The 22,869-nt window shown below is 66.8% G+C and carries 24 protein-coding genes and 1 tRNA gene; 9 read left to right on the top strand and 16 right to left on the bottom strand.

What is annotated here, in order from left to right:
- Positions 1-987 (bottom strand): D-glycerate dehydrogenase, encoded by a 987-nt coding sequence (locus HNP47_RS11930; RefSeq protein WP_184279769.1) that lies wholly within the window; start codon positions 985-987, stop codon positions 1-3.
- A 67-nt stretch (positions 988-1,054) separates the two neighbouring features.
- On the opposite strand from HNP47_RS11930, the gene HNP47_RS11925 reads away from it, so the two are divergent.
- From HNP47_RS11925 to HNP47_RS11910, 4 genes are all read left to right on the top strand, one after another.
- Positions 1,055-1,627 carry an SH3 domain-containing protein gene (locus HNP47_RS11925; RefSeq protein ID WP_231868706.1) on the top strand — a complete coding sequence of 191 codons (573 nt, stop codon included), beginning with the start codon at positions 1,055-1,057 and terminating at the stop codon, positions 1,625-1,627.
- Positions 1,628-1,696: 69 nt separating this feature from the next.
- Entirely contained in the window at positions 1,697-2,230 is a 534-nt protein-coding gene (gene fabA, locus HNP47_RS11920) for a 3-hydroxyacyl-[acyl-carrier-protein] dehydratase FabA (RefSeq protein ID WP_055754351.1), read from the top strand.
- Between the two features lie 66 nt (positions 2,231-2,296).
- Positions 2,297-3,514, top strand: coding sequence for a beta-ketoacyl-ACP synthase I (fabB, locus tag HNP47_RS11915; protein WP_017504958.1), 1,218 nt, complete (start codon positions 2,297-2,299; stop codon positions 3,512-3,514).
- Positions 3,515-3,845: 331 nt separating this feature from the next.
- The gene (locus tag HNP47_RS11910) at positions 3,846-4,889 is read left to right on the top strand and encodes an aspartate-semialdehyde dehydrogenase (protein ID WP_184279768.1); all 1,044 of its coding nucleotides are present in this window, start codon (positions 3,846-3,848) and stop codon (positions 4,887-4,889) included.
- Between the two features lie 18 nt (positions 4,890-4,907).
- Here the strand turns inward: HNP47_RS11910 and truA are convergent, their stop codons facing one another.
- The 9 genes from truA to HNP47_RS11865 form a co-directional block, all read right to left on the bottom strand.
- On the bottom strand, positions 4,908-5,651 hold the full coding sequence (gene truA / locus HNP47_RS11905) for a tRNA pseudouridine(38-40) synthase TruA (RefSeq protein WP_184279767.1): 744 nt from the start codon (positions 5,649-5,651) through the stop codon (positions 4,908-4,910).
- The gene (gene fmt, locus HNP47_RS11900) at positions 5,651-6,574 is read right to left on the bottom strand and encodes a methionyl-tRNA formyltransferase (RefSeq protein ID WP_184279766.1); all 924 of its coding nucleotides are present in this window, start codon (positions 6,572-6,574) and stop codon (positions 5,651-5,653) included. Before fmt ends, truA begins: the two co-directional genes overlap by 1 nt.
- A gap of 96 nt (positions 6,575-6,670) precedes the next feature.
- Positions 6,671-6,949, bottom strand: a complete 279-nt coding sequence (locus HNP47_RS11895; RefSeq protein WP_082854149.1) for a hypothetical protein — start codon at positions 6,947-6,949, stop codon at positions 6,671-6,673.
- Positions 6,949-7,524 carry a peptide deformylase gene (def, locus tag HNP47_RS11890; RefSeq protein ID WP_039243916.1) on the bottom strand — a complete coding sequence of 192 codons (576 nt, stop codon included), beginning with the start codon at positions 7,522-7,524 and terminating at the stop codon, positions 6,949-6,951. The genes HNP47_RS11895 and def overlap by 1 nt, the downstream gene beginning before the upstream one ends.
- 57 nt (positions 7,525-7,581) lie before the next feature.
- The gene (locus HNP47_RS11885; RefSeq protein WP_184279765.1) at positions 7,582-7,983 is read right to left on the bottom strand and encodes an acyl-CoA thioesterase; all 402 of its coding nucleotides are present in this window, start codon (positions 7,981-7,983) and stop codon (positions 7,582-7,584) included.
- Positions 7,984-8,016: 33 nt separating this feature from the next.
- Complete coding sequence (locus HNP47_RS11880) at positions 8,017-8,595, bottom strand: hypothetical protein (RefSeq protein ID WP_184279764.1); 579 nt, start codon at positions 8,593-8,595, stop codon at positions 8,017-8,019.
- 4 nt (positions 8,596-8,599) lie between these two features.
- Positions 8,600-9,772, bottom strand: a complete 1,173-nt coding sequence (locus HNP47_RS11875; RefSeq protein ID WP_184279763.1) for a polysaccharide biosynthesis/export family protein — start codon at positions 9,770-9,772, stop codon at positions 8,600-8,602.
- A gap of 30 nt (positions 9,773-9,802) precedes the next feature.
- Positions 9,803-11,086: a glycosyltransferase family 1 protein gene (locus HNP47_RS11870; protein WP_184279762.1), complete on the bottom strand. Its 1,284-nt coding sequence runs from the start codon at positions 11,084-11,086 to the stop codon at positions 9,803-9,805.
- A gap of 1 nt (position 11,087) precedes the next feature.
- On the bottom strand, positions 11,088-12,080 hold the full coding sequence (locus HNP47_RS11865; RefSeq protein ID WP_184279761.1) for an SIS domain-containing protein: 993 nt from the start codon (positions 12,078-12,080) through the stop codon (positions 11,088-11,090).
- Positions 12,081-12,248: 168 nt separating this feature from the next.
- Between HNP47_RS11865 and otsB the strand changes: the two genes are divergently transcribed.
- From otsB to HNP47_RS11850, 3 genes are read left to right on the top strand one after another with little or no spacing between them, the layout of a single operon-like run.
- Entirely contained in the window at positions 12,249-13,007 is a 759-nt protein-coding gene (otsB, locus tag HNP47_RS11860; RefSeq protein WP_260394832.1) for a trehalose-phosphatase, read from the top strand.
- Positions 13,008-13,011: 4 nt separating this feature from the next.
- Positions 13,012-14,796, top strand: coding sequence for a glycoside hydrolase family 15 protein (locus tag HNP47_RS11855; protein WP_184279760.1), 1,785 nt, complete (start codon positions 13,012-13,014; stop codon positions 14,794-14,796).
- Between the two features lie 42 nt (positions 14,797-14,838).
- The gene (locus HNP47_RS11850) at positions 14,839-16,251 is read left to right on the top strand and encodes a trehalose-6-phosphate synthase (RefSeq protein ID WP_184279759.1); all 1,413 of its coding nucleotides are present in this window, start codon (positions 14,839-14,841) and stop codon (positions 16,249-16,251) included.
- A 3-nt stretch (positions 16,252-16,254) separates the two neighbouring features.
- Here the strand turns inward: HNP47_RS11850 and HNP47_RS11845 are convergent, their stop codons facing one another.
- The 6 genes from HNP47_RS11845 to HNP47_RS11820 all read right to left on the bottom strand — a co-directional run bounded on the left by HNP47_RS11845 (position 16,255) and on the right by HNP47_RS11820 (position 22,297).
- Positions 16,255-17,229, bottom strand: a complete 975-nt coding sequence (locus tag HNP47_RS11845; protein WP_184279758.1) for an esterase-like activity of phytase family protein — start codon at positions 17,227-17,229, stop codon at positions 16,255-16,257.
- A complete protein-coding gene (gene cobT / locus HNP47_RS11840) occupies positions 17,226-19,109 on the bottom strand; it encodes a cobaltochelatase subunit CobT (RefSeq protein WP_184279757.1) in 1,884 nt (627 codons plus the stop codon). The genes HNP47_RS11845 and cobT overlap by 4 nt, the downstream gene beginning before the upstream one ends.
- A gap of 41 nt (positions 19,110-19,150) precedes the next feature.
- On the bottom strand, positions 19,151-20,395 hold the full coding sequence (locus tag HNP47_RS11835) for a DUF418 domain-containing protein (protein WP_184279756.1): 1,245 nt from the start codon (positions 20,393-20,395) through the stop codon (positions 19,151-19,153).
- A gap of 56 nt (positions 20,396-20,451) precedes the next feature.
- Positions 20,452-21,009, bottom strand: a complete 558-nt coding sequence (locus tag HNP47_RS11830) for a phthalate transporter (protein ID WP_184279755.1) — start codon at positions 21,007-21,009, stop codon at positions 20,452-20,454.
- Positions 21,006-21,887 carry a 3-hydroxybutyryl-CoA dehydrogenase gene (locus HNP47_RS11825; protein WP_184279754.1) on the bottom strand — a complete coding sequence of 294 codons (882 nt, stop codon included), beginning with the start codon at positions 21,885-21,887 and terminating at the stop codon, positions 21,006-21,008. Before HNP47_RS11825 ends, HNP47_RS11830 begins: the two co-directional genes overlap by 4 nt.
- A gap of 104 nt (positions 21,888-21,991) precedes the next feature.
- Entirely contained in the window at positions 21,992-22,297 is a 306-nt protein-coding gene (locus tag HNP47_RS11820) for a YggT family protein (RefSeq protein WP_017504977.1), read from the bottom strand.
- Between the two features lie 163 nt (positions 22,298-22,460).
- On the opposite strand from HNP47_RS11820, the gene HNP47_RS11815 reads away from it, so the two are divergent.
- A tRNA-Ala gene (locus tag HNP47_RS11815) sits at positions 22,461-22,536 on the top strand.
- On the top strand, positions 22,498-22,869 hold a 372-nt coding region (locus HNP47_RS16590; protein ID WP_409360160.1), incomplete at its 3' end, for a DUF6538 domain-containing protein. The genes HNP47_RS11815 and HNP47_RS16590, both read left to right, overlap by 39 nt.

Raw genomic sequence — 22,869 nt, 5'->3', positions numbered from 1 at the left:
CTAGAGCATTGCGGGGATGACACGGTCAGGCGGCCGGTGGCCGTTCTGATAGGTCATGACGTTGGCGATGACGCGGTCGCCCATGTCCTGGCGCGCCTCCAGGGTGGCGGAACCCAGGTGGGGCAGCAGCACGACATTGGATTGGCCCAACAGGCCATGATGGATCGCGGGCTCGTTCTCGAACACATCCAGGCCGACACCGGACAGAGCGCGCATGGCCACCGCCTGGGCCAGGGCCGCCTCGTCGATCAGTTCTCCGCGCGCGGTGTTGATCAGGATGGCGTGGGGCTGCAGCCGGGCCAGGCGCTCGGCCGACAGCAGATGGTGGGTGTCCTTCGTCGCCGGACAGTTCAGCGAGACGATGTCCATCCGCGCCAGCATCTGGTCCAGATCGTCCCAGTAGGTCGCGCCCAGCTCTTCCTCGATCAGAGCCGGGATGGGCTTGCGATTGTGATAGTGAACTTGAAGCCCGAAGGCCTTGGCGCGGCGGGCCAGGGCCTGGCCTATCCGGCCCATGCCGACGATGCCCAGCCGCTTGCCCCACAGTTTGCGTCCGCACATCCAGGTCGGGGTCCAGCCCTCGAACCGGCCTTCGGCCACCACCTGGGCGCCTTCGACGATGCGGCGGCTGACGGCCAGGATCAGGCTCATGGCCAGGTCGGCGGTGTCCTCGGTCAGGACGCCGGGGGTGTTGGTGACGATGATGCCGCGCGCCACGGCCGCATCGACGTCGATATGATCCACCCCGGCGCCGAAGTTGGCGATCATCTTCAACTGCTCGCCTGCGCCATTGATCAAGTCGGTGTCGATGACGTCTGTGATGGTGGGCACCAGAACCTCGGCCCGCTGGACGGCGGCCTGCAACGCGGCGCGGTCCATCGGCTGATCCTTCAGGTTCAGTTCGGCGTCGAACAACTCGCGCATCCGCGTCTCGACCGCGTCGGGCAGGCGTCTGGTTAATACGACCTTAAGCTTGCGGGGGGACATTCTCGGCCTTGGTTAGCGGGCGGCGATTCAGACGGATCAAAGCCCGCGCGACGGGTCGTTCCAATCAGTGTCTAGCAAAGCCGCCGCCATCTTCCAAAGCCTGCGACGCCGCATCGCCCTCGTTGGAGCCATTCTCGGCCTCGGCGTGATGGCCAGCGCCGGCGCGACCATGCCCGACGGACGCCCGACGCCGACCGGGCTTGAGGTGCCGCGCTGGATTTCGCTGAAGTCCTCGCACGTCCGCGCGCGCCAGGGGCCGGGGCTGGATTATCCGATCCTGTGGGAATACCGGGCCGCCGGCCTGCCGGTTCAGGTGATCGCCGAGACGACCGAATGGCGCAAGATCTGCGACCCGGACGGCGCCGTCGCCTGGATCCACCGCACGGTGTCGTCGGGCCGTCGCTATGTCTTCAACACGACCGCCGAGGAAGTGCCGATCCGGTCGGGCCGATCCGAGACGGCGTCGGTGCGCGCGCGTCTGTCACCGCGCGCGCTGGTGATGCTGGACGAATGCGAAGAGGGCTGGTGCAAGGTCCGGGCGCGCCGACTGGAGGGTTTTGTGGCGCAGCGGGCCGTGTTCGGCACCCAGGAGCGGGCGCTGTGCAACGCCAATCGCCCCGCGGGCACGGGTCGCAACTGACCGCACGCTGTTGAGCGAAGCGGCGCGGTCGTGTAACCCGCGCGCAACGTATCAAGAAACGGAAGCGCCTTGACCCAGTCCCAATATCCTTCGTCCTTCGATCATGAGGCCCTGCTGGCCTCGGGCCGCGGCGAGCTGTTCGGTCCCGGCAACGCCCAGCTGCCCGCCCCGCCGATGCTGATGTTCGACCGCATCACCACGATCAATGCGGACGGCGGAGAGCACGGCAAGGGCTATGTCGAGGCCGAACTCGACATCCATCCTGACCTTTGGTTCTTCCAGTGCCACTTCATCGGCGACCCCGTCATGCCGGGTTGCCTGGGCCTGGACGCCATGTGGCAGCTAGTCGGCTTCTATCTGGGCTGGATCGGCGGTCCCGGCCGCGGCCGCGCGCTGGGCGTCGGCGAGGTCAAGTTCACCGGCCAAGTCACCCCGGACATCAAGAAGGTAGTCTATAAGATCAACCTGAAGCGCGTCATCAACCGCAAGCTGGTTATGGGCATCGCCGACGGCGTGCTGGAGGCCGACGGCCAAGTCATCTACACCTGCAACGACATGCGGGTCGGCCTGTTCGGCGCCAAGGATGAAGCGGCGGGCGGTTAACGCCCCTATATAACCGCGAACAAGGCGGACGGTCCTCGGACCAGGAAGCATCAAGAAGGAAACACCATGCGTCGTGTCGTCGTCACCGGCCTGGGCATTGTCTCTTCCATCGGCCACGGCGCCGAGGAGGTCACCCAATCCCTGCGTGAAGCCCGTTCGGGCGTCGTCCATGCTCCCGACCACGCCAAATACGGCTTCCGCAGCCAGGTCTGGGCGCCGCCCAAGATCGGCCCGTGGGAAGAGCTGGTCGACCGTCGGGCCGCGCGCTTCCTGGCCAATGGCACCGCCTGGGGCCACATCGCCTTCGAAGAGGCGCTGAAGTCGTCGGGCATGACGGCGGACGAGATCAAGGATGACCGGATCGGCCTGATCGTCGGCGAGGGCGGTCCCTCGACCCAGGTAATCCTGCAGGCGGCCGCGACCACGGTCGAAAAGGGCGCGCCCAAGCGCATCGGCCCGTTCGCGGTGCCCAAGGCGATGGCGTCGGGCCCGTCGGCGGTGCTGTCGACCTGGTTCCAGATGCGCGGCATCAACTATTCGATCAGCTCGGCCTGCGCGACCAGCGCCCACTGCATCGGCGCCGGGGTCGAACAGATCCAGTGGGGCAAGCAGGACGTGGTCTTCGCCGGCGGCTGCGAGGACATCGACTGGTCCATGTCCAACATGTTCGACGCCATGGGCGCCATGTCGTCGGACTTCAATGACAATCCGTCGGTCGCCTCCAGAGCCTATGACGCCAACCGCGACGGCTTCGTCATCGCCGGCGGCGCCGGCATCGTGGTGCTGGAAGAGTATGAGCGGGCCAAGGCGCGCGGCGCGACAATCTATGCCGAAGTCACCGGCTATGGCGCCAACGCCGACGGCTACGACATGGTCGCCCCCTCGGGCGAGGGCGCCCAGCGCTGCATGAAGATCGCGCTGGAACAGGCCGGCAATCCGAAGATCGACTATCTGAACCCGCACGGCACCTCGACGCCCGTGGGCGACGCCAAGGAGATGGAGGCCGTGCGCGCCGTCTTCGGCGACCAGATGCCGATGATCTCGTCGACCAAGTCGCTGACCGGTCACTCGCTCGGCGCGGCCGGCGCCCAGGAAGCCATCTACTGCCTGCTGATGATGCAGAACGGCTTCGCCGCCGAAAGCGCCCATATCGAAAATCTCGATCCGGCGTTCGAAGGCATGCCGATCCTGCGCCAGCGCCACGACGGCGAACTGACCCACGTCATGTCCAACAGCTTCGGCTTCGGCGGCACCAACGGCACGCTGATCCTATCGAAGGTCTGAAACTTTCACCCGTCATCCTCGGGTCAAGCCCGAGGATGACGGGTGGGAGGGCTTAGGGGCGGCGGCTTTATTGCGTGTGCGGGGCCGTTCTCCTTCTCTTTGCGCGAATTCCTTCGTCACTGCCCGTTTACACGACCGTTTCTCACCCTTAGAGAGCGTCGCCGTGACCATGCGCCCGATTAAAGCGATGACCTCGAAAACCACCGGCTTCGGCGGGGCGGTTTCGGGTGCGCGCGCGGTCTAGCGACAACCCCGATCCCAAGCCCCGCCGATGCGCGGGGCGGTCGAACTGGCTGAACCCCGCGCCTCCATCCTTCCAGGAGACGCCTGAATGTCCTTTTCCCCGTCCAGCCCGCCCAACGTGGGAATCGTCGGCGCCACCGGCCTCGTCGGCGAGATGATGCGCGGCCTGCTGGCTGAGCGGAATTTCCCGCTGGCTTCGCTGCGCCTGTTCGCCTCGGCACGGTCGGCGGGCAAGACCATCCGCTTCGAAGAGACCGACATCGTGGTCGAGGATGCGGCGACGGCGGATTACGCCGGGCTGGACATCGTCTTCTTCTCGGCCGGCGGCGAGACGTCCAAGGCTCTGGCGCCCAAGGTGGCGGCGGCCGGGGCCGTGGTGATCGACAACTCCTCGGCCTGGCGGTCTGACCCCCAGGTGCCGCTGGTCGTGGCCGAGGTGAACCCCCACGCCCTGGCCAATCTGCCCAAGGGGATCATCGCCAACCCCAACTGCACCACCATGGCCGCCATGCCGGTGCTGAAGCCCCTGCACGACGCGGCGGGGCTGAAGCGTCTGACGGTCTCCACCTATCAGGCCGTCTCGGGCGGGGGGATCGAGGGCATTCGCGTGCTGGAGGACCAGTCGCGCGCTGCCGTGGGGCAGGGCGCGGCCCTGGCGCGCGACGGCGGGGCCGTGGACTTCGGCGCGCCAGAGAAGTGGGTCGTGCCGATCGCCGCGAACGTCGTGGCCCTGAACTATGCGCTCGGCGAAGACGGCTACACCGACGAGGAACTGAAGCTGCGCGACGAAAGCCGCAAGATCCTGGAAATCCCTGGCCTGCCGGTTTCGGGCACCTGCGTGCGGGTGCCGGTCTTCACCGGCCATTCGCTGTCGATCAACGTCGAGTTCGAGCGCCCGCTGTCGGCGGCTCAGGCTCTGGACCTGCTGGCCCAGGCGCCCGGCGTGGTGGTGACGGCCGTGCCAAATCCGCTGGAGGCGTCGGGTCAGGACCCGGTCTTCGTCGGCCGGGTGCGCCCCGATCCGACGGTCGAGCACGGCCTGGCCCTGTTCGTCTCCAACGACAATCTGAGGAAGGGCGCGGCCCTGAACGCGGTCCAGATCGCTGAGGTCCTGGTCCAGCAGCGCGGCTGACCAGACCCCAGGCGGGGTTCAGTCGTAGCGCACGCCGCTGAGATAGAGCCCTGCCGAGGGGGCGACGGGGCCGCACCGCGCGCGGTCCTTCGCCTCCAGCGCGGCCTGGACGTCGTGGGCGCTCCAGCGACCCAGCCCCACCTCGACCAGGGTGCCGGCCATGGACCGGACCTGGCGATGCAGGAAGCTGCGCGCCTGAAACACCAGATGCACCTCCTCGCCGAACCGAGTGACGCGCGCCACGTCCAGCGATTTGACCGGCGATTTGGACTGGCAGCCGACATCGCGGAAGGTGGTGAAGTCGTGGTGGCCGACGAGGACCTGGGCCGCGTGATGCATGGCTTCGGCGTCCAAGGTCTTCTTGACGTGCCACACCCGGTCTCGCTCCAGCACGGGCTGGGGGCGGCGGTTCAGGATGCGGTAGAGATAGCCGCGGCCGGTGGCGGAGAAGCGGGCGTGCCAGTCGGGATCGGGTGGATATTCGGCCGACAGGACGCAGACGTCCTGGCGCACCAGATGCGCGTTCATTGCGTTCAGCACCGTATTGACGGGCCAGTCGCGGTCCAGATCGGCATGGATGACCTGGGCCGTCGCATGGACCCCGGTGTCGGTGCGGCCGGCGGCGGCGATGCGGATCCGCTCGCCGGAAAAGGCGTGGATCGCCGCCTCAAGCGCGCCCTGAACCGTCGGCTGGCCGTCCTGGGCCTGGAAGCCGTTGTAGGCCGTGCCGTCGTATTCGATCGTCAGCTTGTAGCGCGGCATCAGCCGAGAACGGTCCCGGCCGGGAGGGGAAAGCCGCGCAGCATCTCCTCGGCCGATTGCGCCGCCTTGCCCTCACGCTGGACACGGATCAGACGCAGGGCGGCGTCGCCGCAGGCCACGGTCAGGGCGTCGTCCAGCACGGTTCCAGGCGCGCCCGATCCGTCTGCCAAGGCCGACAGCAGGGCCTTGATCCGCACCGGGCCAGCCTCGGACGGCGCTTCGAACCAAGCGCCGGGGAAGGGCGACAGGCCGCGGATGTGGGCATCCACCTCGGCGGCGGGGCGGGTCCAGTCGATCCGGGCCTCGGCCGGGGTGATCTTCTTGGCGTAGGTCGGCGTTCCGATCTGTTCCGACGGCGTGACGCCGCCCCGCTCGATGGCCGCCAGCGCGCGGGGCCAAAGGCCCGCGCCGATATGGGCCATTCGTTCGGACAGGCTGGCGGCCGTGTCGTCGGGTAGAATGTCCATCAGTTCGCTTAGCAGGATGGGGCCTTCGTCCAGACCCAGGCTCATCTGCATGATCTGGACGCCGGTCTGTTTGTCGCCGGCCATGATGGCGCGCTGGATCGGGGCGGCCCCGCGCCAGCGCGGCAGCAGCGAGCCATGCAGGTTCAGACAGCCCAGGCGCGGCGCCTCCAACACCTCGGTCTTCAGGATCTGGCCGTAGGCGACGACGCAGGCCGCATCGAGATCCAGGCTTCTGAAGGTGTCGATCGCCTCGGCGTCCTTCATGCTTTCGGGCGTGAAGACGGGCAGGCCCATGGTCTCAGCGAAGGCGTGGACAGGCGACGGCGTCAGCTTCTGGCCACGACCCTTGGGACGCGGAGGCTGTGAATAGACAGCGACGATCTCGTGACCCGAGGCGATCAGCTCGGCCAGGGACGGCACGGCGAAGTCGGGAGTTCCCATGAAGGCAAGGCGCATGGGCACGCCTTTAGAGCATGATCGTTTCGGACGGAACCGCAATGCGGATCAGGCTGGAGCGTGAATCATGCTCTTCAGGAAAGTGGTTTAGGCCGCTTACTGCCAGCGGGTGAAGACGCCGCCGCCCTCGTCCCACTCGCCGCCTGCGTCCAGCGCGTCGTCGAAATCGAGCAGACGGTCCAGCAGCAGGCCCGCGACAACGCCCAGCAGGGCCACGCCGGCCAGGGTGGCGACGCCCGCGACGCCGACCTTCTGGCTGCGCGTCAGGCGACGACGGCCCGAGGAATCGATGATCAGCGAGCGGCCGCGCGGGATCGACGGCGCGATCCGGCGCGCAGCGCGTTCGATACGTTCGGGGCGGACGATCTTGGTCATCAGGCGGCGATCCTGTCGCGGGCGGCCTTCTTGACCTTGGTCACGGCGCGGTCTCGCTTAAGACGCGACAAATGGTCGATGAAAAGCACGCCGTTAAGGTGGTCCATCTCGTGCTGGATGCAGACGGCGTAGAGACCCTCGGCCTCTTCCTCCACCGACTGACCGTCACGGTTCAGATAGCGAATGCGGACGCGGGCCGGGCGTTCCACCTTGTCGAAGTACTCGGGGATCGACAGGCAGCCTTCCTCGTAGGTGTAGAGCTCGTCCGAGGTCCACAGGATTTCCGGGTTGGCGAAGAAACGCGGGTTCTTGCGCGCCTCGGCGTTCTCGGCCGCCTCTTCCTCGGTCTCGCAAACCACGCCGTCCTTGTCGCCCAGGTCCATGACGATCACGCGGTCCAGGGCGCCGATCTGCACGGCGGCCAGGCCGATGCCCGGCGCGTCATACATCGTCTCCAGCATGTCATCCATCAGGGCGCGGACGGCGTCGTCCACGGCCGCGACGGGCTTGGATACCTGCTTCAGGATCGCCAGGTCGGCGGCGTTGTCGATGGTGAGGATGCGTCGAATGGCCATGGCCGGGACGTAGGCCCGCCCCGGCGCTAGGTCAAGATTTGCGCCTCTTGCCGCGCGTTACGCCTTGCCGGGCAGAGTGCGGGGTTTGCGGTTTTCATCGATGGCGACATAGGTGAAGACGCCCTGGGTCACGCGCACCGAAGCGGCCTGGGGCTGGCCCCGCGCCCGCTTCCAGGCCTCGACCCGAACGCGGATTGAGGTGCGGCCCGAGCCGATGACGTGGGCATAGATGCTGACCTCGTCGCCGACCGAGACGGGCTGGTGAAACACCATGCCGTCCAGCGCCACGGTGGCGCAGCGCCCGCAGGCCAGTTCGAAGGCCGGGGTCGCGCCCGCAAGGTCCATCTGCGCCAGCAGCCAGCCGCCGAAGATGTCGCCTTCGGGGTTGGTGTCGGCGGGCATGGCGATGATGCGACCGACGGGCTGATCTTCGGGCGGATATTCAGGGGTGTCGGACATGGGAGGAGCCTGCAGTTCGGGGAGGCGGGCTCTCTAGCGCGGCTTTTGCGGCTTGTCGCCCTTGAGCGCCTTGGGACGTGCGGGCTCTGGTACGGACAGGGTCAGACGAGATGTGCGAAAAGCCTGCGCATCGCGCAGGGCGCGCCAGGCGGCGCCCAGCTCCATGGCCGTCAGCAGATGTTCCTGCGTGAGAACGGTGCGCCGAGACGCCCGCAAGGTCGCGACATCGCCCATGAGGCGCGCAGCGGCCTGAACATCCTCGTGGTCCGACCGCGCGCCCAAATCCTCCAGCCGGGCGAAGCGCCAGCCCTGTTCGGGCGGATAGCGCAGGGCCAGGGCGAAGCGTTCGGATGGCTCAATATGGCGGGCTATGAAAACCCAGTCCCCTGTGTCGGGATCGCGGCGATAATGGCCCGGCTGGGTGGGAAGGCCGGCCTGGGCGTAGATTTCCAGCGCCCCGGCTTCGATTTCCGCCAAGGCCAGGCTAAGGGCGTCGGGTTCTTCCGGCTCCAACCTGGTCGGCCGCTCGAACGGGTTCATCGTGTCCTCGGCGGGCGCAGCCGGCGACTTGCGTGAAAACAGTCCCGAAAGCAGCGCCCGCCGTCTGGCCATGACGTCAGTTGTTGTTGAGCGTGCTGGTCACCGACACGTCATAGACGACGCGGGTCAGGCTCTGAACGACCTCGAAGAACTTGCGCATCTCGGCGGCGCCGGCCAGGGGCACATAGATCACGTCCTCGGGCATGACCTCCATGTTGGTGGCGGCGAAGACGTTGGCGGCGTCGCTGAAGTCCAACTCGTATACGACGGGCACGCCGCGCGGGGTGGCCGGCTGGTTGATGCCCAGCGCCTGCGCGACTTCGGGACGTTCGAAGCGGAAGATAAGAACGCGACGCGCATTGGCCGTATTGGTGTTCAGGCCGCCGACCTTGGACAGGGCGCCGGTCAGGGTCACGGGACCGGCCGGCATGTCCACCTGAGCCACGGCGTTCAGGCCGCCGAAGGTCGAGAAACGACGGGGCTTGTACTGAACATTGACCACGTCGCCGCGCTGCAGACGCACGTTCTCGCCAAACTCGGTGGTCACCGCCGACAGTGGCGCGGTGTAGGTGCGGCCCTCGCGCTGGATCGAGATGGTCAGGTCGTCCGTGGTGCGGGCGGAGCCGCCGGCCGCGGCGATCACGTCCAGGATGCGGTCGCTGTTGACGCCCAGCGGCGCACGACCCGGCTGGCGCACGTCGCCCAGCACGTTGACCGTGTTGGAAGCGTTGCCGGCAATGGATACCAGCACCTGCGGGTTTGCGACTTTGCCAACCAGGGCGCGCCGGATCGCCGCCGCCGCTTGGGTGGATGTGAGGCCCTGAACACGAACCTGACCGCCGAAAGGTATGGTCACTGAGCCTGACCGATCGACCGTCGCACCGGGCAGCGCCTGATTGCCGCCGGACATGGTGGCGGCGTTTCGGCCCGACGCGGAGCCGGCGCCCAGGGTTCCGCCGAACAGCGCGCCCGACGGATCGAAGATCGAAATCGCCAGGGTATCGCCTTCGCCGATCACGTCAGCGGGCTGATCGCTCGATCCTGCGGCGAGACTGCCGAAGAACTGCGGCGGAACCTGCTTCATCCGTTCGGTCGCTTCGAACGTCAGCGGCACCAGCGCATAGCTGCCCAGAGCAGAGGCGGTCGTGGCCCCGGCATTGACAGAGGCGCCCGACGGTCCGTCGCGCGGCAGGGTAGAGCAGCCGCCGAGAATGGCGACAATGGCAAGCGGCAGAATGGTGCGCGTCATGAAGCTGGATAGCCCTCGTTCGCGGATTGATTACAAGCCTTTGGGCGCGCTCGCCAGTGGCGAAACGGGCGGAAGGCCGATGGCGTCGGCGACGATGCGGAAATGCTCGGTCCAGGACGGCGCCTGATAGGAGGACGGCGCCGGCGGATCCACAAGCGTCGCACGCTCGATGGCGGTTAGCCAGCCGAGGCCATCGAGCGGATCGATCAGTTCGGCGTTCGGCGTCAGCTCTTGGTGGGGCGGGATGTCGGAGGCGATCAGCGCCAGGCCCATGGCGCACGCCTCTACGGCGGGGAGGTCGAAGCCCTCGACGGAGGACGGGGCGAGTATGGCGCGGGCCCCGCGCATCAGCCTGGCCAAGACAGCATCGGACAGGTTCGCCGCCTGATGAACAACCCCTTGCAGATTAGGCGAGCGCTGCAGGTGGTCCAGCACCGCCTCGTTCTCCCAGCCGTAGCGACCGACCAGCACCAGGGACGGCGTCTGATCGCCCATCCGTTCTTCCAGTCGCCGCCATAACGTCAACAGCAGAGCCAAATTCTTGCGCGCCTCGATCGTGCCGACGTGGACGAAATAGGGGCGCGGCGCCTCAATCGCGTCGCCGGCGATGAAGGCTGGCTCCAGCCCCAGATGGGCGACGTGGACTGGCGGCAGGGGCAGGCCCTCGCGCTCGGCGAAGGCGCGGAGTTCATCACCCGTATAGGCGGAGTTGACGATGATCCGGCTGGCCAGGCGAAGGGTATTTGAGACCCGCGCATGGTGTTTGTCGCCGTCGCCAGGTCGGCAGAACTCAGGATGGGTGACGGGGATCAGGTCGTGCAGCAGCACGACGCGTTCGATCCCGGCGGCCTTCAATTCTTCCAGCGCCGTCGGCTCATGCAGGGTGGTGTGGCCGACGGTCAGATACAGATCGGCCGCCGGTAGCGGGGCGGCGTGTCGCGAACGGAAGAATTGTTTGAACACGCGCGTCTTGTCGGCGGGCTTCTCCTTCTCGGGCGCGGGCGCCGGGCACAGCACCGAGGCGGCCGGCCGTCGTTCCGCAGTCAGGGCGGCGAGCAGCCGCTGCTCGTGCGCCAGGTCGGCCGCCGTGCTGGCGGCGCCGTTCCATTTGGCGCGCAGGTCGGCCACGAACCGCCGGAACCAGCCGATCTCGACGGCGACCAGGCGGTTCTTGCGGCCACGCACCGGGATCGTCGTGACATCGGGCGAGGCGAGCAGCCATTCGGCATAGGCCAGACACACCCGGTCCACGCCCGTCGGCGCCGACCGTTCGGCCCGGCTCATCAGCCGGCTGGCGTCGTAGAGAATGCGCATACTAGGCGACGTAGCCGGCCTGCATCAGTTCGGCGATATGGACGATGGCTGTAGGCTTGCTGTCCTCGACCACGAACAGATTGGCGATCTTGTTGGCGGTCAACAGATCGACGACGTCGCTCATGCGCGCATCCGGATCCACGGTGATGGGGTTGGCGCCCATGATATCGGCCGCTGTCAGATGGGTGGTGTCGCGCTGGAAGGCCCGCCGCAGGTCGCCATCGGTGACGATGCCCGCCAGCGCGCCATCGGCGTCCAGGACAGCCACTGCACCCTTTCGGCCCTCGGTGATCGCCGAGACCACATCGCCGAAGCTGGCGTTCAACGGCACGCTGGCCGGGACGGCGGCATTGTCGCCCATCCATTCGCGCACGCTTTGCAGGCTCATGCCCAGGGCCCCACCGGGGTGGTGCAGGCCGAAGTCCATGGCCGTGAACTCGCGGCGATCCATCAGCACCATGGCCAAGGCATCGCCCAGGGCCAGGGTCATCAAAGTCGAGGTGGTCGGCGCCAAGCCGTTGGGGCAGGCCTCGGCGACCTTGGGCATGGTCAGGCAGACCGCTGCGTTGCGGCCGAGGAAGCTGGCCGGCCGCTGCGTGATGGCGATCACGGGAATGCCGTTGCGCTGGCAATAGATCAGCGGATCGCGCAGCTCGCGGCTCTCGCCCGAATTGGAGATGGCCAGCACCGTCACGTCAGGCCGCAGCATCCCCAGATCGCCATGGCTCATCTCGGCCGGGTGGACGAAAAAGGCGTTGGTGCCGGTGGAGGCCAGGGTGGCGGCGATCTTGCCGCCGATATGGCCCGACTTGCCCATGCCGGTGACGACGACATAGCCCGGCCGGCTCATGATGACATCCACCGCGCGGGCCAGCGAAACGTCGATCGAGCGTTCCAGCGCCTCCAGCGCTTCGATGTTCAGGCGCACAACCTCGCGGGCGCGGTCTGTCATCACGGCGATGTCGTCGGGGGTCGAGTGAGCGATCTCGGTCATTGTTTCCTGGCCCGCAGCCGGGCTCTCCTTCTTCGACGAGCGCGATCCGCCGTGAGTGCGTTTCGCGCGCCGCCTCCCTTTCAGACGACTTTGTCGGTTTCTGGTCAACCTTTGCCGCTCTGGCGCGTTACGCCGGCCGGGGAACTAAAACAAAGAGTTTGATCGTCAATGCCGTCTCATGCCGGAGCCGCTTCGCTATTGCTTCCGACACCGCCTGTCGTCGCCGACGGAATCGCGCTGTTCCTGGACATGGACGGCGTGTTGGCCCCGATGGCGCCGACGCCCGATGCGGTGGCGCCGACCGCACGTCGTACGGCGGCGTTGAAGGCTGTCGAGGCGCGACTTGCGGGCCGCGTCGCCATCGTCAGCGGTCGCACCATCGCCGAGATCGACCGCATTTCGGATCATGCTCTTGTCTCGGGCTCGGGCGTGCATGGCCTGGAGCGGCGTTTGAAGGACGGCTCCATTGAACGCAAGACGCCCGACGCCGGCGTCGCCCAGGCGCTGGACGCGTTCGAGGCGTTCGCCGCCGATCGCCCCGGCGTGATCGTCGAAGACAAGGGCGTCTCCGTCGGTCTGCACTATCGCCAGGCGCCGGATGAAGCCGGCGCCGCCAAGGGACTGGCCGCAGAGCTTCAGGCCGAAACAGGGTTGACGCTCCAACCCGGCCATATGGTGCTGGAGCTGAAGACACCCGGCGCCGACAAGGGCACGGCCGTCACGGCCTTCATGCAGGAGGCCCCGTTCAAGGGCGCGGTCCCGGTCATGCTGGGCGACGATCTGACCGACGAATATGGGTTCGAGGCTGCGGCGGCGCTGGGCGGATACGGCGTGCTGGTCGGCCCCGAGCGCGAGACGGCAGCGCGTTACCGGCTGGACGATGTGGATGCTGTGCTCACCTGGCTTGAAGCCGTAGCGAAGGCCTGAACCGATGAAGCCCAATCTGGATCTGTTTCCCATCGGCAACTGCGGCGTCAGCGCCCTGATCGACCGTCAGGGACGCTTTGTGTGGGCCTGCGCGCCGCGCGTGGACGGCGACCCGGTCTTTTCCGCCCTGATGGACGGCATGGTGCCCGAGCACGGCTTCTGGGCCGTCGAGATGGAGGACGTGAAGTCGATCGATCAGGCCTATGTCCGCAACACGCCGGTTCTGCGCACGGTGATGACGGCCGAGGACGGATCGTCAGCCGAGATCATCGACTTCGCCCCACGCCATCCGAAGCACTCGCGCACCTATCGGCCGCTGGCTTTCGCCCGCATCATCCGGCCGCTGTCGGGCACGCCGCGCATCCGTGTGCGGTTGCGGCCCTCGACAGACTGGGGCGCGCGCCCGGCGCCGCACACCTCCGGATCCAACCACATCCGCTACATGTGCGCCGACGTCACCTTCCGCCTGACGACCGATTGCTCCGTGTCGCATGTGCTGGAGGAGCGCGTGTTCCGGCTGGAGCGATCGCACGCCTTCTTCCTGGGCCCGGACGAGGGCTACGACCAGGATGTCGGACACGGCGTTCAGGGCGCGCTGGATCGCACGGTCGCCTATTGGCAGGACTGGGTGCGCAAACTCTATCTGCCGCTCGATTATCAGGAGGCTGTGATCCGAGCGGCGATCACGCTGAAGCTGTGCGCCTATGAAGAGACCGGCGCCATCGTCGCCGCCATGACGACCTCGGTGCCCGAGTTCAAGGAAAGCGGGCGCAACTGGGACTATCGCTACTGCTGGATCCGCGACGCCTATTACACGGTGCGGGCGCTGAACCGGTTGGGTGCGGTCGACATCCTCGAGAACTACCTCGTCTATCTGAGGAATCTGGTCGACGATTCCGCCGGCGGTCATGTCCAGCCGGTCTATGGCGTGGGCCTGGAGCCTGGAATCGGCGAGAGCATCATCGACAGCGTCGAGGGCTACCGCGGCATGAAGCCGGTGCGGATCGGCAATCAGGCGCACGAACATCTGCAACACGACGTCTACGGACAGATCGTGCTGCCTCTGGTCCAGGCCTTCTATGACGCACGGCTCCTGCGTCCGGGTACGCTGGAGGATTTCCACGCGCTGGAGGCGATCGGCGAGCGCGCCTTCGCCATGCACGATCAGACCGACGCGGGCCTGTGGGAGTTCCGCACCATTGCGCGGGTCCACACCTATTCGTCCGTCATGTGCTGGGCCGCCTGCGACCGTCTGGCCAAGGCGGCCGACCATTTGAACCTGCCGGATCGTGCCGCCTTCTGGCGTGAGCGGTCGCAGATCATCCGTCAGCGGATCGAAGCCGAGGCCTATCTGCCTGATGAGGGTCGATTCGCCGCCAGCTTTGGCGGCCGCGAGTTGGATGCCTCCCTGCTGCAGATGACCGATCTGGGCTTCCTGGAGGCGCACGATCCGCGTCAGGTCGCCACCTTCGACGCCATCGAGCGCGACCTGAAGAAGGGCAGCCACCTGTTCCGCTATGTCGAGCCGGACGACTTCGGGGAGCCGGAGACCGCCTTCAACTTCTGCACCTTCTGGTTCATCGAAGCCCTGCACCAGAACGGCCGCATCGAGGAAGCGCGCACCATCTTCCAGGAGATGCTGAGCCGGCGGACGGCGGCAGGGCTGTTGAGCGAAGACATCTCGATCGACGATGGCGAGCTGTGGGGCAACTATCCGCAGACCTATTCCCTAGTCGGCATCATCAATTGCGCCGTGCTGTTGAGCCGTTCCTGGACCGATGTGCGTTAATGTCTGGACCCCGGGGCTGGGGTCGCCGTGTGAAGTGAAGTCATGAGCCGCCTGATCGTTGTTTCGAACCGGGTTTCGGCCCCGACCGACCCCGCCGCCGGGTCTGCCGGCGGCCTAGCCATGGCCCTGTCCGCCGCCCTCAGAAAATACGACGGCCTGTGGTTCGGTTGGTCGGGCGAGCGGGTGGATCACTACACCGGCGAGGTGAAAATCGAGGATCGGGCCGGCGTCACCGTGGGGCTGGTCGATCTGGAGGGGCAGGACGTCGACGAATACTACAACGGCTACGCCAACAAGACGCTGTGGCCGCTATTCCACCACCGCATCGACCTGGCCCAATATGAGCGGTCCTATGGCGAGGGCTATGAGCGGGTGAACCGGCGCTTCGCCGAGGCGCTGGCGCCGTTGATCCAGCCGGACGACATGATCTGGATCCACGACTATCACATGATCCCGATGGCGCGGGATCTGCGCCGCCTGGGCGTTCGCAACCGGATCGGCTTCTTCCTGCACACGCCCTGGCCGGCGCGGCAGTTGCTGGTGACGCTGCCGCATCACCGGCGGCTGGTGGAGTCGATGTTCGACTTCGACCTGATCGGTTTCCACACCCAGGAATGGAGCGATCTGTTCACCGACTATGTGGTGTCAGAGGCTCAGGGTGAGCTGGACGGAACCGGCGGGCTGGAGTGTTTCGGGCGCATGGTCCAGACCGGCGTCTTCCCCATCGGCATCGATGTCGACGGTTTCCTGGCGGCGCGAAACTCTGCGCTTGGGGCGCGAACCTATGACCGGATGGCGGCGTCGTCGGCCTTCCGCTCGATGATCGTGGGCGTGGACCGACTGGACTATTCCAAGGGGTTGGAAGAGCGGCTGCTGGGTTACGAACAGTTCCTGCACGACAACGCCTCCATGCGGGGCGAGGTCTTCCTGTTGCAGGTCACGCCGATCTCGCGCGACGACGTGGACAGTTATCAAGACATTCGTTCGCGGCTGGACGCCCTGGCGGGACGGATCAACGGCGCCTTCGCCGACATGGACTGGCAACCGATCCGTTATCTGAACCGCACCTATCGCCGGGATCAGCTGGCGGGCATCTACCGCGCGGCGCGGGTCGGTCTGGTGACGCCGTTGCGTGACGGCATGAATCTGGTGGCCAAGGAATATGTCTGCGCCCAGAACCCGGACGATCCCGGCGTGCTGATCCTGTCGCGCTTCGCTGGTGCAGCCGAACAGATGGGCGAAGCGCTGCTGGTCAATCCCTACAGTCGTGAGGAACTGTCGGACGCCATCCAGAAAGCGCTGACCATGCCGCTGGCCGAGCGTATCCGGAAATGGGAAGCCCTGATGGATGTGGTTCGCGCCACCGACGTCGGCATATGGCGCGATGATTTCGTGCGCGCCCTGCAAGCCGATGAATCGAGCTCGCAACCGACGCAGTGGGCCGGCGCGGCCTGACGCCTAGCGCAGGTCGAAGGCCATCATCAGGGTGCGCTGGGCTGGATTGAAGTTGTCGTCGGACAGGATGTAGAGGCGCGTCCCGCCGTTGCGCGTCTCTGCGGCGATCCCTTCGAAATTGTCGGTCGTGCCGGGCAGTTTCAGCTCGATCAACACCGGCCCCAGCGTTCCGTCAGGAGCCATGCGGCGTACGCGTGCGCGCATGTCGATGGGCGCCCGGTAGAGGCGTTGGATCACGAACCATCCGGCGCCGGACGGATCGCGATCCAGACCGGTGATGCGGTATTCGCTGTCGGGGATGGGGGTTGCCGGTGGCGCGGTCACGACCGTGCATCTCGCCGCCGCGCAGTCCCAGACGCCGCCGGCCTCGCCAGAGACGCGCCAGCCGCCCGACGCCGTCGCCAACCCCTCCATGCCGTCGTTCTCGGTGAAGGCGAAGTCGGGTGACCGCACCGGCGTCGGCTGGGTCTTCAGCGCCGACAACGGGCCGTAGTTCCAGATGCGGTGACGCCGCTCGAAACTGACCAGCAGATCGCCGGAGGGGGTGATGGCCAGGCCCTCGGCGTCGCCGTCCGACTTGTCGGAAATCGCGGCGCCGTCCTGAAGCGTCAGCCGACGTGAGCGGAAGTGATCCAGGCCGACCAGCCGCCCCCGGGCGTCAAGGCGAATGTCGCCGCACACCAGATCGCCGGTGTCTGATACCGTGACGAAGCCGCCGTCGCCGGTCAGCTTCAGGTCCGACATGCTGTGCAGCGGGGAGGTCGGCGCGGCGCTAATCTGCAGGCCGCCGGCGAACGTCACGCCGTCGGCCAGCTGCGTGCCGCCGGGTAGGCCCAGGCTGACGCTTCGCAGTTCCGCGACCTGGGGCGTCCAGCCGTCCGACGACAACGGATAAGGACGCGGCGCGCCCAGCGAGGCGGCGCAGGCCGACAGCGACAGGGCGATCCAGACACTGGCCAGCCGGCCGAAACGGCTCATGCCGCCAGCTTTCGCTTGGTGCGACGGGTGGGACCCGCCGCCCCCTCGTTCTCGAACAGTTCGGCCAGCTTTTCTGTCATGGCCCCCGCCAGCTGTTCCACATCCACGATGGTCAGGGCCTTGCGATACCAGCGGGTCACGTCATGGCCGATGCCGATGGCCAACAGTTCGACCGGCGAGCGATCCTCGATCTCGGCGATGACCTGGCGCAGGTGCTTGTCCAGATAGAGCGCCGCATTCGCCGACTGGGTCGAATCGTCGACCGGAGACCCGTCGGAAATGACCATCAGGATGCGGCGCTGTTCGGTGCGGGCCAACAGGCGGCCGTGCGCCCATTGCAGGGCCTCGCCGTCGATATTCTCCTTCAGCAGACCTTCGCGCATCATCAGGCCCAGGTTCTTCTTGGCCCGGCGCCAAGGCGCGTCGGCGGCCTTGTAGATGATGTGGCGCAGGTCGTTCAGGCGGCCCGGATTTTGCGGCTTGCCGGCGGTGATCCAGGCCTCGCGGCTTTGTCCGCCCTTCCAGGCGCGCGTGGTGAAGCCCAGGATCTCGACCTTGACGCCGCAGCGTTCCAGCGTCCGCGCCAGGATGTCGGCGCAGACCGCCGCCACCATGATCGGCCGCCCGCGCATCGAGCCGGAGTTGTCCAGCAACAGGGTTACGACCGTATCACGGAACGGGCTCTCGCTCTCGGCCTTAAAGGACAGGGGTGCGGTCGGATCGGTGACGATCCGGGTCAGCCGCGCCGTGTCCAGCATCCCCTCTTCCAGATCAAAGACCCAGGAGCGGTTCTGCTGCGCCAGCAGCCGGCGTTGCAGCTTGTTGGCCAGGCGCGACACGACGCTGGACAGGATGGCCAGCTGGCCGTCCAGCAGGGCGCGCAGCCGGTCCAGCTCGACCGGGTCGCACAGGTCGGCGGCGTCCACAACCTCGTCGAAGGCGGTGGTGAAGACGCGGTAGAAATCAACCGCGCGGCCGTCGTCGGCCGTCTGCTGACGGTTCGGCTGCTGGCCTTCCTGGAGTTCAGGGCCATCGTCGGCGCCTTCGCCGTCAGGATCGGCGGGCGCGCCTTCGGGGCGGCTTTCACGTTCTTGCTCGGAAGACTGATCATCGGCGTCGCCCTCCATCGACTGGGAGCCTTCGCCGCCGTCCTGCTCTTCCTGCTCGTCCTGATCGTCGTCAGCCGCGGGGTCCTGAGGATCGGGCTCTTCGTCGCCGGCCTCTTCGGACGTATCTTCGCCGCGCCCATCGCCGGGGTCGAGGTCCAGGGCGCGCAGCACCTCGCGCATCTTCAGCGCAAAGCCTTCCTGATCGCCCGCCGTGCCGGCCAGGGCGTCCAGCTTGGCGCCGGCCTTGGCCTCGATGTTGGCGCGCACCAGATCCAGCATGGCTTTGGCGCCATCGGGGACGGAGCGTCCGGTCAGCCGCTCGCGGACAAGGAGGGCCACGGCCTCGGACACGGGCACGCGGTCGGCGTCGCTGATGCGCAGGGCGCCGGTCTTTTCCAGTCGCGTGATCAGGGCGGCGCCCAGATTGTCGCGCACCCCGGCCAGATGTTCCGATCCGAAGGCCTCAACCCGCGCCTGTTCGACCGCGTCGAAGACCTCGGCCGCCTTGGCGTCCGCCGGCCGCATCCGGCTATTCACCGCCGCATCGTGATTGGCCAGACGCAGCGCCAGCCGGTCGGCCTGGCCGCGCAGGGACGCGCTCTCGGGCCCGGACGGATCGCGCGGCGGATGGGGCAGGGTCAGGACGCCGTTCGACAGTTTGGGCCCGTCCGACCCGAACACCACCTCCAACTCGGGCTGTTCGGCCAGCGCCCGCGCGGCATGACCCAGCGCGCGCTTGAAGGTTTCGGCGGGAGTATCCGGGGCGGCCATGGCCCTCAGTTAATCGCTTCGCGCCTGCGATAAAAGCGCCGTCAGGCGCCTTTTGAAATCGGTACGCGACGGCCGTAGGTCAGACAGCGCCAAACCCACTCCAGCGGCCCCATGCTGAACCGCGACAACCACAGCGGCGACCAGATCAGTTGCAGCGCCCAGATCGCCAGAACCAGGCCCCACATCTGCACATAGTCGGCGCGTCCGAACAGGCGCGGCCCCCACGGCATGTAGAAGATCGACGTCATGATCAGGGTCTGGGTCAGATAGTTGGTGAAGGCCATCTGCCCCGCCGGCCGCAGCGCCGCCGTGATCCACGCCGCCCCTCGCGTCGTCGCCAGCACGATCAGGCTGACATAGGCCAGGGTGACGAAGATGGGGAAGGAGGCGACGACCTCCGCCAGGCCGCGCGTCGGGTGGGTTCCGGCCGGGGCCATGGCCTCGCGCCATTCCAGCACGCCCAGCAGGGCCAGCAAGCCCCCGCCGACAGCGATCAAGGCGACATAGACCCCATTGGGCGCCCGGCCGCTGAACACGCCGGCCTTGAACAGACCGAGTCCCAACATCATCAGGGCCACGGTCGAGAAGACGAACATCGTCAGGCTTGCGCCCTGCAGCAGCAGCCAGTTCTGCAGGTTCTGGCCCATCGCCCCGGCCCAGCCGCTGCGATAGGCGGCGATCGACTCCGTCACCATGGCGGCGGTGTAATGCGGCCCGCCCTGGTTCATCGCCTCGGTGATCGCCGGCGGCCCGGCGACCATCAGCCAGGTCGCGCCCGCCTGCATCGCGCCCAGCAACAGGGTCACGCCCAGGCCGATCCCGATCAACGTCCCGGCCCGCATCGACCGCATCAGCATCACGAACAGGCCCGACCAGGCGTAGAGCAGAAGCACGTCGCCATACCAGAAGGCCAGGCCGTGGATCAGGGCGATGACGGCCAGCCATAACAGGCGGCGTCGCAGCAGTTTGCCACGCGCCGCATCGCCCCGCTCGCCCCCGACCAGATAGATCGAGGCCCCGAACAGCATCGAAAACAGGGTGATGAACTTCTGGTGGAAGAAGACATCCATAGTCCAGCGCGCCACGGCGTTGGCGCCGATCACCGGAAACGGGCTCAGGCTCGCATCCTGATAGACCATGACCGGCAGGCCAAACGAGACGACATTGACGGCCAGGATGCCCAGCACCGCCAGGCCCCGCATGACGTCCAGGCTGGCGATGCGCGAGGTCGCCGCGACGGGCGACAGGATCTCCGCCGCAGCCTTGTCCGTGTCGTCCATGGTCATTCTCGGATCCCCTAATCCTCGAACTAGGCGTCAGGCGCGGACGCCAACCCTGCGTCTCACCTTTTGGGCATCAGGCCCAGTCTGTCCTTGACCGCCGGCCGCGCCTCGAAGGCGATGAAGGCGGCGCACAATCCGGCCCACAGGGCGTAACTGACGCCCACGATCATGGCGATGGGCAGGCCGCCGACGCCGAAGATCAGCAGCGTCGTCTCGGTGGCGCCCAGGGCCTGCATGACATCGCCGGCCTCGAACCATCCCATCACGCTCATGCCCAGGGCGACGACAATCTGAACCAGGGCCGCCGCCAGGCCGCCGTACATCATGAAGCGCCAGACGACGCCCAACCGCGTGCCGGGCCGGCCGTCGCGCTTGCGCTCGCTCAGCACGCGATACAGCGCCAGCGGCACGGTGATCAGGCCGATCAGCATCACCACCAGCCGCCAGTCCATGTCGCGGCCCGGCAGATAGGCGTGGGGCCGCCAGAAGGGGAGGGTCAACCACAGGGGCGGCCAGGCCGCGCCGGCCAAACAGGCCAGAATCCGAGGCGTCCGCCCAGGCCGCGCGGCGATGGTCGCCTGACCCGGCAGATCGGAATAGCTCTCGAACCGTCTCATCGCGTCGGCGCCGGCGCCGCGCCGGAATAGTCATAGAAGCCGCGGCCGCTCTTCCTGCCCAGCCAGCCGGCCTCGACATATTTCACCAGCAGCGGGCAGGGGCGGTACTTGCTGTCGGCCAGGCCGTCATACAGCACGTTCATAATGGCCAGGACGACGTCCAGACCCATGAAGTCCGCCAGTTCCAGCGGGCCCATCGGATGATTGGCGCCCAGGCGCAGCGCCTTGTCGATCGAGGCGACATTGCCGACCCCTTCATACAGGGCGAAGATGGCCTCGTTCATCATCGGCACCAGGATGCGGTTGACGATGAAGGCGGGAAAATCCTCGGCGTCCGTCGTGGTCTTGCCCAGGCTTTCGGCGAAGGCGACGGCGGCGGAATGGGTCTCGGCCGAGGTGGCGATACCGCGGATGATCTCCACCAGCTTCATCACCGGCGCCGGCTTCATGAAGTGAAGGCCGACGAACCGGTCCGGCCGGTCCGTCGAAGACGCCAGGCGGGTGATCGAGATCGACGAGGTGTTGGACGCCAGCAGCGTCTGAGGCCCCAGGTGCGGCACCACCTGAGCATAGATGGCCTTCTTGACGGCCTCATCTTCCAGCGCCGCTTCGATGACCAGATCGGCGCCGGCGACGGCCTCGGCCATCACGTCGCTTGTCGTGATGCGGGTCAGGGCTGCGTCGGCCGCGGCCTGGTCGACCAGTCCGCGTCCGACGTGACGCGCCAGGCTGGCCGCGATCTCGCCCTGCGCCAGCGGCAGCCGGTCGGGGACGACGTCATAAAGGCGAACCGAATAGCCCCCGAGCGCGACCGCCTGCGCGATGCCTGCGCCCATCTGTCCGGCGCCCAGAATGGCGACTGTGGTGATCGAGGTCATGAACCGTGGTCGAAAGTGGTCGGGCGGGCACCTTTAGAAAGGAAGGCGCGCGGCGCAAGAGCGGATCAACCCTCTTGCATCAGATTTCGGCCCGCCGTGTCGCCTCAGCCGAGCAACTGGATCAGGGCCGGCGCCGCCGTGCGGTTGAACAGCACGCTGATGAACTGCAGCAGCAGGATGACCACGATGGGCGAGATGTCGATGCCGCCCAGGTTCGGAATGATGCGGCGGAACGGCTCCAGCAACGGCGCGGTGACCCGGTCCAGGAAGGTCCCGACCGAATAGACGAAGCGGTTGCGATAGTTGACGACGTCGAACGCCACCAACCAGCTCAGAATGGCCTGGGCGATGATGAACCAGATCATCAGACTGATGATGGTGTTGATCAACCAGACGAGCGCATAGCCCATGAACGGTAACTCCTGCTTGGATCGGCGCTTCTAGCCTGTTCGCCCCTGCTCCGACAACGGCCGTATCCGACCTGCGCGCTTTGCGCGCACAAGCCCGTTGACACCACGCCCGCCCGCCTTCTATGTCCGCCACGCCTGTGAAACCCGATCCCACGCTGGAAACGGGGCCGTAGCTCAGTTGGTAGAGCGCGTCGTTCGCAATGACGAGGTCAGGGGTTCGACTCCCCTCGGCTCCACCAAATCCTTGTTCCACAAGGGTTTGGTCGGAAACAGGCGAAAAAACTGACACCACGCTGCTACACACGGCCTCCAAGAGACCGTCGAAAAAGCGTTCCTCTACAGTTAGTTCACCGTCCCGAGGCTGTAGCACCACCTCGTCGCACACACCGTCCAAACGGCCTCCCAGACCCTCTCCACGGTCACATAATGCTGGGCGGCGGCAATCGTCTGGCCTGATCGTCCGGGGATCGACCTACTACCTTCGTCTTCGTGTCCCTCGACCGTTGGCCGGGATCATCGGCAAGACGCACGTCATGAAGTCTCTGGGCACGGGATATCGGGCGGATGCTGTC

Source organism: Brevundimonas vesicularis (assembly GCF_014204545.1).
Classification (GTDB): Bacteria; Pseudomonadota; Alphaproteobacteria; order Caulobacterales; family Caulobacteraceae; genus Brevundimonas; species Brevundimonas vesicularis_B.
The sequence above is the reverse complement of the archived record's forward strand: the minus strand, read 5'-3'. Positions and strand labels throughout refer to the sequence as shown.